Genomic DNA, 8,701 nt, shown 5'->3' on the forward strand with positions numbered 1-8,701 from the left:
GCATGGGCGTCAGGCGGATTAAGGCGAGGCTCGACGCGGCGGCCGGTTTCTGGCCGGCCATGCACGGTGCCCTCGACACCCTCGGCTTCGACGAAGGTTACGTCGCGCGGCTGACCGCGCCGGCGCACGGCGGGCGCCGCAAATACATCAAGGACTCGGTCTGGGGCATGATGGATTTCGAGCCGCACGAGCTCGCCATCATCGACTCCCCGCTGCTCCAGCGGCTGCGGCGGATATCCCAGCTCGGCCTGACTTTCCTCACCTATCCCTCGGCCGAGCACAGCCGGTTCTCGCACACGTTGGGCGTCACGCACGTCCTGAAGCGGCTGGTCGCATCGATCAGCGAGGCCGCGCGCAGGGAGCCGATCCTGCGAGCCGGCAACGACGAGTACCAGCTCTACGACCCGTCGGCGGACGGCGAGGTCGCGCGCAGCCTCGCCCATGCCGCCCTCCTCCACGACGTCGGTCACCTCGCATTCTCGCACGCGGGCGAGACGGCTTTCTCCGCCGGGGCGGGCCTCCTGGTCGGCGGGATGGAGCTGGAGGACTTCATCGGGTGCTTCAGGGAGGAGGGATTCGAGTCGGGCCTCTCAGAATGCCTCTCGATCGCCGTCTGCCTGTCGCCCCGCTTCCGGGCGTTCTACGGGCGCGTGCTCGGTCCCGGTGACCTCGACGGCCGGCTGCGCGAGATCTGCTGCTTCATCGGCGGCGTGCCGCACGACCCCCGGTACCCGGGCCTGGCCAACCTCATCTCCGGGGCCGCCGTCGACGCCGACAAGATCGACTACCTGAACCGCGACGCCCGCCATTGCGGCATCCCGGTGGGCGTCGACGTGTCCCGCGTGTTCCTGAACTCGGCCTTGGTCCGGATCTCGCCGGACCAGGCGCTCGCCCTGAGCCGGTCGCGCGTCGGCCAGACCGGCGGCGGTCGGTTCTCCGCCGGCGTCCACTTCATCGTCAACTCGTCTGGGATCGACACCTACGACGAGCTCGCGAACGCCAAGGCGGTCCTGTACCAGCGCGTCTACCTGCACCAGCTCACGCGCAACGCCGAGCAGGTCCTGGCCGAGGCCGTCCACGGGACGATCCGCGACCCGTCCGCGGCCGCAAATCCGGACCCCCGGGACATCTTCACGTGGTTCGGGTACGGCGACGACGAGTTGCTGGCGCGCCTGTCGCGCGAGCGGGGCTCGCGCCAGATCGCCACCCGACTGGTCACCCGCGACCTTCCGAAGCGGGCGTTCGTCATCTACCGGGACGCCTGCGAGCCGTTCGTGGGCCTGCGCGACGTGTTTGACGCGGGCGAGTGGGACGTGCACGACGCCCGGGGCGCGCTGGCCGACCTCGAACTAGTCTACCGGCGCGCCACGTGCTGGCGCCTGTTCGATCAGCTCGTGCCGGTCGACCCGGTCGAGAGGCCCCGCCGGCTGGCGGAGCTGCGGGACCTGATCCGCCGCGAGGCCGTCGCGGCTCGGCGCAGCATCGACCCGGGCTTCGACCCGACGGCGCCCGGCGCGGCCGAGCCCTATGTCGGCCTGTCGCCGCGCTTCGAGTTGAAGCCCATCAACGAGGTGCTCGTCCGCGAGAAGAACTCGATCGGCCACAGCGGCCAGTGGACAAAATCCGAGGAGCTGTCCAACGCGGACAATCTCGGGCGCGGCGTCGATCACGTCCACGCGGACCGCGAATGGCTCCCCTACGTCGCGGTCGCCTGCACGAAGGTGCTCTACGACCTCCACGCGGGGACGATGGCGTCGTCGATACCCGACAGGGCGGCCCCGGGCGACGGCTCGGCCCGGGAAGGCTTTCCCGTCCGCCCCCGCCTGCTCCTGCGTCTGGAGGAGGTCTGCTCGCGCACGGGCCTCGACCACGGCAGGCTACTCGACGACATGGCGACGGCCGCGCGGGCCGGCTATTTCGGGGCCGCCGAGCGGATCGTGCCGCTCGATGGGGGGTTGCTGCCGCGGTGCGGCACCGTCGCGACGCGCTACGCCACGTTCCGGGGCGAGGGGGGCTGGCAGGTCAGCCCGGAATCCGTGGCCGCCTTCGTCCGCCAGTTCCCGGTCGGGCTGCGTCAGGAGATGCTGTCCCTGCTGGCGCGGGGGACGATCATCACCCGCGGCGCGGTTGGGCAAGCCTTCGACCGGATGACCGCCGCGTCGCGGACCCGGGGGGAGGGCGGGTTCGTCTTCGCCCGCTTCTCCCCGAACAGCGGCAACGTGACCGGCATCGCGCTGGAGCAGGAGCGCCGGGACGCCTATCTCGGCGCCGGCCACGGCTTCGTCCGTAACCTGGCCGAGCTTGAGGTCCGACTGGCCGGCGGCCCGGCCGGCTGTGTCGCCTTCGTCGACGACCAGTTCGCAAGCGGCGGCCAGGCCAGCGCCCAGCTCCTGCACTGGGCGGGCGTCCCGCGCGAGGAATGGCCCGCCGCGATCCAGGGCGAGCGCAACATCGACATGAGCGCCCCCGGCGACCGGACGCTGGAGTTGCTGCGGTCCGGCAGGGTCAGGCTGATGTTCGTGCACGGCACCGAGACCGGGCGCATCCGGGTCGTCGAGACCGCGCGGTCCGCGGGCTTCGCCGACCTCGACGTCGTCTTCGACGGACAGATCCCGGCGAGCCCGATCCTGTCGGAACCGCTGCGCGGGTTCCTCGCCGAGGTGGGGCGTGGCCTGTTGCGGGCGATCAGGCACGGCGACGGTCCGGTCGACGCCGCGGCGGACGCGGCGCTCACGGCCGACGCGGTCGGCTACGGCAACATCGGCAGCGTCATGGTCACGCTGACGAGCGCCCCCTCGCACGCGATCACCGCGCTGTGGTGTCCCGGCGTCTACGCCGGGCAACCCTGGCTGCCCCTGTTCCTCAGGCGCGGCTACCGGAAGCACCTGGTCTTCGGGTAGGCGGCGCCATCCGCCGGACCCGGCCGGCGTGGCAAGAGCCGTCGTTTCGATCCAGGCGGACGCAAGCCTTGAGCACGATCCCGGCACGCGTCGTCGCTCCCGGCACGGAAACAGTCCCGCCGGACGCTCCGGTCCCGGGCCTACGACCAATCCTCCGCGGCCCGGTCCCCGAAGCCACGGACGGGCGCGCGCGGCAAGGGGGCAGGGCGGGCTCTCGCCATGGGCCGCGCCGCCCAGCGAAGACGCTGCCGTTCGCGAGGCGCGCGGCTGCGAGGGCGACCCGATCGCCGGGATCGCCGATCGACCCGGAAAATCGGGATGCCGGCGCGCGTCGGCGTGGCCGCCGTCGTCGACGAGCCCCGCCTCGGCCGACGTCGGACCCCGAGGTGCCGTCCCCGCTCCCGGTTCCCGCCGAGCCGACGTCATCACCCTCGTCCGGTCGCGGGCGAACGCGCCCCTCTTGGATCCGGGCGCCGTCACCTGAGCTTGGCCGGAAGGGAGGGCGCACGCCGCGGGCCATGACGGCTCGGACCTTGCCGTCGGCGGGGAGCGGGTTCGTCGACCCACGCGATCCGAAGGCCCATTAACCGCCCCCGAATCGCGGAATAGGTTGCCCCGTCGTGCGCACAAACTGGCTCGTGGGCGCCAGGCGGGGGCCGGCGCTCATGAATAGGATGCCCCGCACCGCGAGCTGGATTCTCGATTCCGGCACGTCGAGGCCGCCGCGGCGCCCATGGCCTGAGGACCGGAGCCCGTCCCGTCCAACGGGGACGGTGCCCGCCGAGCTTGCCCGCGGGGGGGGGACCCGATCGTGTCGCGGGAGTCAGTGGATGAGGCGACCGGGAACGGCCGTCCCCGTCGCCGCGCTCATGACGCTCGATTGCGGCGCTAGGCTTCCCCGAGACGCGGGCGTCTCACGTGCATGGCCCAGACTTGGGCGCGGTCGCGCGCAGGATGTTCGCGCGTGGGGCCTTGGACCGCTACGGCAGGCGGATGCCGCGCTCGACCTCCATGTGCCGCCGCCAACGTGCGCGCAGGTCATTTGCTCGGCATCCGTGCGGGTCGTCCAGGAAGCCGGCCGCGACGATCCGGTCCGTGCGGAAATGCCAGAAGCCGCCCCGGAGCTCGCACCATGCCGCCAGCAGGCGGACCCGCTCCGCGTAGCCGATGAGGATCGACCAGATCGTGCGCTCGCTCTGCCGCGCGTCCTCGTCCCGATAGCTGATCCTGATCTTCCGGCTGTGACGTATCCAGAGGCGAGTCCGGGCGAGGTCCAGCCTGTCCGTGGCGACGTCTCGCAGCGGCGGCGCGCCGACGCTGGCCTCCAGCACGAGGGCGCGCAGCCGCTCCGGCACGGCCGCGCTGATCTTGGCGATCGGGTCGCGCGCGGCCCCGGCCAGGACGGGGGCGCCCCGCTCGGCCACCCACTGCGCACCGAGGGCCGCGGCCTCCACCTCGTCCGGTGTCAGCATCGGCGGCGGCATGTCGTAGGTGCTGTCGAGCACGTACCCGATCCTGGCCTCGCCACGGATCGGCACGCGCTGGCCGCCCGCCGTCTGGACGCCGTCAGGGGTGGCACTTCGGCGATGGGGCGACCGTCCCTTCGTCGCCGAACGGTGCGCGCGCCGTCCAGTTTGCGGTCACGGCCGCCACGGTGGCGGACCGGGAGACCGGGACTATGCGCTGGTCTCGCGTCGGGCGACCCGGGCGCCAGCAGCCGACCACGAGCGTCGTGGTCCGCCCCAGGCGAGTGTCCGCCTGCCGTCTCCGGCCCCGGGTGTGCGCTGCCTCGTCAACGTGCCCGGCGGTCTCCACCGCCTACGATCGCTCCTGTATCGTCCACGCCCATGCTGCGGCTCGGCGCCGATCCCTGGGCCGCCGCGAGGACCGTGGAGCGATAGCCCTGGACCATGCTTGCGGCTGCCGGGTCGACCGAGCGGCCGGCGTGCGTCCGTCTTGCAGGCGTTTGTAATCGACGCTCGCCGCCGCGTCGTGTCGGCCACGCTGCATCGACATGCCCGGACAACCCCCTGCTCGCGTCGGCCACTTCGGTCTTGGCACGCAAAGGGGTGGGCGTGTCGCCCCGACGCCGAGCGACCCCGCCCCTCACGCATGGCCGCGAGCGCGGCGTCCACGAAAATCGACCAAGGCATTCGAGCCCGACTGTTGGGCGGGCAGGCGCTCGATGCGACCGCGCCGTCGGCCGCGTGGCAGCGCCTGGTGCTCGGCGGGCGCGGCTGCGGCGCATCACCTGCCAACGGATCGAGCGATACGACGATCGGAATCCTGCGAAACGCTCTTCCTGCCGGATTGAGCCACGTGAGCTTCAGATGTTACCGATCCGGTGTCGCGCCAAGTCATCAACGCATGGATCGGTTTCGCTTCACCTCCCACGAGGCCTGTCGCTTGGTCAGGCTTCCCCACATTTCGGGAGAGTCTCGCTCCTCGCGCGTCCACGTCTGCCACATATAGATGAGGCGCGCGGCCCTGAGTTCGACACGGCTTCGCATCGGGCGGGCGCCCCGTGCGTCTCACCCGGTCGGGTCGGCGTGACGCGTCGCGTCCGCCGGGGTGCAGGACCATGGAACCTGCCTCCGCCGAGGCGAACGAAGTCGCCACGGATTTAAGCGTGACAGTTCACAAGGAGCGACGTCGTGAAGTTGCCGATACGTATATCCACCTCACCGCCGAACGAAGGTCACGAAGACGACGAAGGGTCGTTCTACTGCGACCTCGTCGAGATCCGGGATTGGGGCGCATTCCAGATCCTCGAGGCGCTCCCCGGAGAGATCGCAACGCTCCTGCGGCAGGCCACCACGATCGCCTACCTGGTCCGCATGCATGGCGACATGGAAATCGGTTTGCTGTTCTGCCACGCCGACACGGAAGACGAGCTGATGTACTGCGCGGTGGATCATCTCGGGAGGATCGAGCGCGAGCCCGCGGCCAACGAGGCGCTGTGGCGTTGCGCGAACGCGGCCATGGAACTCCCCGACGGACACCGGCTCCAGCGGAGCCGGCCGTAGATCGCGTGACGGGCGTCGCCGGGCGCACGCTCGCGAACGCTCCGTCCCTGGCCTCGACGACGCGGCGGGAAGTGCGATCCGCCTTCGAACGCCCGGTCGGACGAGATCGTGGGCGATCCGGCGTATCGGGGATCACGGCCGGGGCGGCACGGCGGAGAGGCGAACCGCCGCGGCGACGGGCGGTCCCCACGACGCCGCGGTCGCCATCGGACCTGGGGACATTCGCCTCCAGCCACGCTTCGCCGCTCGTCGAGGCCGGATCGGCCAGTCGGCGAAGGATGGCACGCCCCGAGCCGCGCTTCGACATCGACGGATCGTCAACCAATGGATCGAGTTCTCGACCCTGGACAGGCGTCCGTTAAGCCGGGCCGCCGCATCGTGCCGAAGGAAGGGTGTCCGGGAGGCGAACATGCAGGTGGAGTTGGTCCGGGGCGCGGCAGGCACGGATCCCGGGCCCGGGACCTCGCCGAGTTTCAACCTGTTCGCGCGAAGGCTAGGCGACATCGACTCACCGGAAACGATGGCTTGGTGGTCGGATCCCGATTGGAGGGGGCACATCGCCCTCGCGGTGATCACCGAGCGAGGAAGCGCGCGCATCGTCTCCGCCAGCGTGGTCCTGGGCGAGGGCAGGCACGCGGTGCCGAGTGCGGGCTTTGGCAATGCCGGGGATAGACGCGCCTTCTTGAGACGCGAAGTCGAACGTCAGCGCTCGGCGTCGAGATCCGCGATAGGCCGTGTCCTGGCGGGATTGGCATTCCGCCCCGACGGGGCGACGTTCCACGTGACGAGTGCCTTCGCGTTGCGTACGGTGAAGGCGTATCTCGACGTCGGGAACGGATGGGCGGGCGGCATCGTGCGTCTGGAGCAGGAGGCAGACATTCGGGAGGGGGGCGGCGCAGCCTCGCGCAGCGTGCCGAGGGCGGTGGACGGCCGTCCATGCGGTGCGAGGGCGGTCGACGCGCTAGCCGACGATCTCGCAACTTGGCTTGAACGCCAGTACTTCCATGATGCCTGGAATCCCGACGATACGAGTCGGGCGGCACTGTCACACGCCCTGGCGGTCATGGTTGCCGCGCACAACGGTGAGCTCAGCGAGTCCGTGCCGACCAGCCGTGCCCGAGGTCTCCCGGCGCCGAGGTCGTCGGCCGGAGGGGTGGCCGGCGTTTAACCGCGGCTGTCTGATCACCGCACAATCGGCCGTGCGGTCACGCCGCGTGAACCCTTGGCATAGGCTCGACGTCCCCCTGGATAGTTCAATTCACGATCGTTGGTGTCGTGCAGCCCATAAGGGCGTCAAGCACCTCGTAAAGGTGTCGCGTTACACACCATAAGCGCACAACGCCCCTGGGGAAACACACGAACGGCCGGGATTTTCCCGGCCGTTCTTCGTCACGTCTATACGCGTCGCTCAGGCCGAATGCGTGGCCTCCTCCGCCTCCCGGTTGCTTGAGACACCCCGTTAGCGGACGGTCGCCGCGACAGGGGTGAGGATGATGAGCACGGATACGAGGGCAGATGCAGGCGCAGTCGGTCCTGGTCGCGGCGGGCGCATGTCCCGGCAGCGCAAACGGGATGCAGTGCTGCGGCTGCTACGCGGCGAGGACCTGGAGAGCGTCTCGCGCAGTCTGGGCGTGACCGCCGCGACCCTGTCGGGCTGGCGCGACGCGTTCCTGACGGCGGGCGAAGCGAGCTTGGCGACCCGGCCCCTTGATGCGGACGCGCTGGAGAGCGGGCGGCTGAAGGCCAAGCTCGGTGAGATGCTGATCGAGCGCGAGTTGCTGGAGGCCAAGATCGCCGCCCTGGAGGCGCGCGGCCCCGGCCCTTTGGCCCGCAGGCGGTCGCGGCCATGAGCCGGGCCGTCTCGCCTGCCAGCGGCAAAGTTTACGGACTGGCCCGGGTGTGCCGGATCTGGCGCGTGTCGCGCGCTACCGTCCACCGGCACCTCTCACCCGCCCGGCTCGTGCCGTCGCGGCGTCCCGGCCCAGTCGGGCCGATGCCGGATGCGGCGCTGCTCACGCAGATCCGCGCCATCATCACGGACTGCCCCTTCCACGGCGAGGGTCACCGCAAGGTCTGGGCGCGGCTGCGCCTCAAGGGCGTGCGCACCTCCAAACGCCGCGTGCTGCGCCTGATGCGCGCCCATGATCTGCTCGCCCCCTCTCGCGTCGGCACACCGCGCGGCCCGCGCAATCACGACGGCACCATCATCCCGGAGAGGGTGGACACGATGTGGGGCACGGACTTGACCACCACCTGGACGGCTGAGGGACAGGTCGCGGTGTTCGTGGCCGTCGACCACTGCTCGGCCGAGTGCGTGGGCATCCATGCGGCGCGTCGGGCCACACGGTTCGAGGCGCTGGAGCCGATCCGCCAGGGTGTGCGGCAGCGCTTCGGCGGCTTTACGGCCGAGATCGCCTCCGGCCTGAGTGTCCGGCACGACCACGGCAGCCAGTACATGTCGGACGATTTCCAGGCGGAGCTGGCGTTCCTGGGTATCGCGAGTTCGCCCGCCTTCGTGCGCGCACCGGAAGGAAACGGCTGCGCCGAGCGCTTCATCCGCACGCTCAAGGAGAACCTGCTGTGGGTGGAGCACTTCGACACGGTCGAGGACCTGCGTCGCGCGCTGCTGGCGTTTCGCGACCTCTACAATGAGACGTGGCTGATCGAGCGGCACGGGTTCCGACCCCCAGCCGCCGTTCGTGCCGCGCAGCTTCCACCCGCGGCCTTGGCCGCGTAGGCTTCAGATCGGTGTCTCACAATCCGCGGGCGGTACAG

At 70.7% G+C, this 8,701-nt stretch carries 5 protein-coding genes; 4 read left to right on the top strand and 1 reads right to left on the bottom strand.

Features of this window, described 5'->3' with window-relative positions; genetic code table 11:
• The first annotated feature begins 2 nt into the window (after window positions 1-2).
• Window positions 3-2,900: a phosphoribosyltransferase-like protein gene (locus tag BM396_RS17835; protein WP_043381287.1), complete on the top strand. Its 2,898-nt coding sequence runs from the start codon at window positions 3-5 to the stop codon at window positions 2,898-2,900.
• 980 nt (window positions 2,901-3,880) lie between these two features.
• Here the strand turns inward: BM396_RS17835 and BM396_RS17840 are convergent.
• Window positions 3,881-4,405, bottom strand: coding sequence for a helix-turn-helix transcriptional regulator (locus tag BM396_RS17840; RefSeq protein ID WP_051975998.1), 525 nt, complete (start codon window positions 4,403-4,405; stop codon window positions 3,881-3,883).
• Between the two features lie 1,149 nt (window positions 4,406-5,554).
• Between BM396_RS17840 and BM396_RS17845 the strand changes: the two genes are divergently transcribed.
• From BM396_RS17845 to BM396_RS17855, 3 genes are all read left to right on the top strand, one after another.
• The gene (locus BM396_RS17845; RefSeq protein ID WP_043381284.1) at window positions 5,555-5,926 is read left to right on the top strand and encodes a hypothetical protein; all 372 of its coding nucleotides are present in this window, start codon (window positions 5,555-5,557) and stop codon (window positions 5,924-5,926) included.
• Window positions 5,927-6,335: 409 nt separating this feature from the next.
• Window positions 6,336-7,094: a hypothetical protein gene (locus BM396_RS17850; RefSeq protein WP_043381283.1), complete on the top strand. Its 759-nt coding sequence runs from the start codon at window positions 6,336-6,338 to the stop codon at window positions 7,092-7,094.
• Between the two features lie 325 nt (window positions 7,095-7,419).
• Window positions 7,420-8,663, top strand: a protein-coding gene (locus BM396_RS17855; RefSeq protein WP_091994892.1) for an IS3 family transposase whose coding sequence is annotated in 2 segments (ribosomal slippage) — window positions 7,420-7,744 and window positions 7,744-8,663 — 1,245 coding nt in all. Because the reading frame shifts where the segments join, the coding sequence is not laid out codon by codon here.
• The last annotated feature ends 38 nt before the right edge of the window (window positions 8,664-8,701 follow it).

It is taken from the genome of Methylobacterium sp. UNCCL125 (assembly GCF_900116795.1).
Lineage (GTDB): Bacteria > Pseudomonadota > Alphaproteobacteria > Rhizobiales > Beijerinckiaceae > Methylobacterium > Methylobacterium fujisawaense.

Excerpts from the sequence above, each read along its gene's own strand:
- BM396_RS17835 (WP_043381287.1), top strand. The coding sequence starts at position 3 with ATGGGCGTCAGGCGGATTAAGGCGAGGCTCGACGCGGCGGCCGGTTTC.
- BM396_RS17850 (WP_043381283.1), top strand. The coding sequence starts at position 6,336 with ATGCAGGTGGAGTTGGTCCGGGGCGCGGCAGGCACGGATCCCGGGCCC.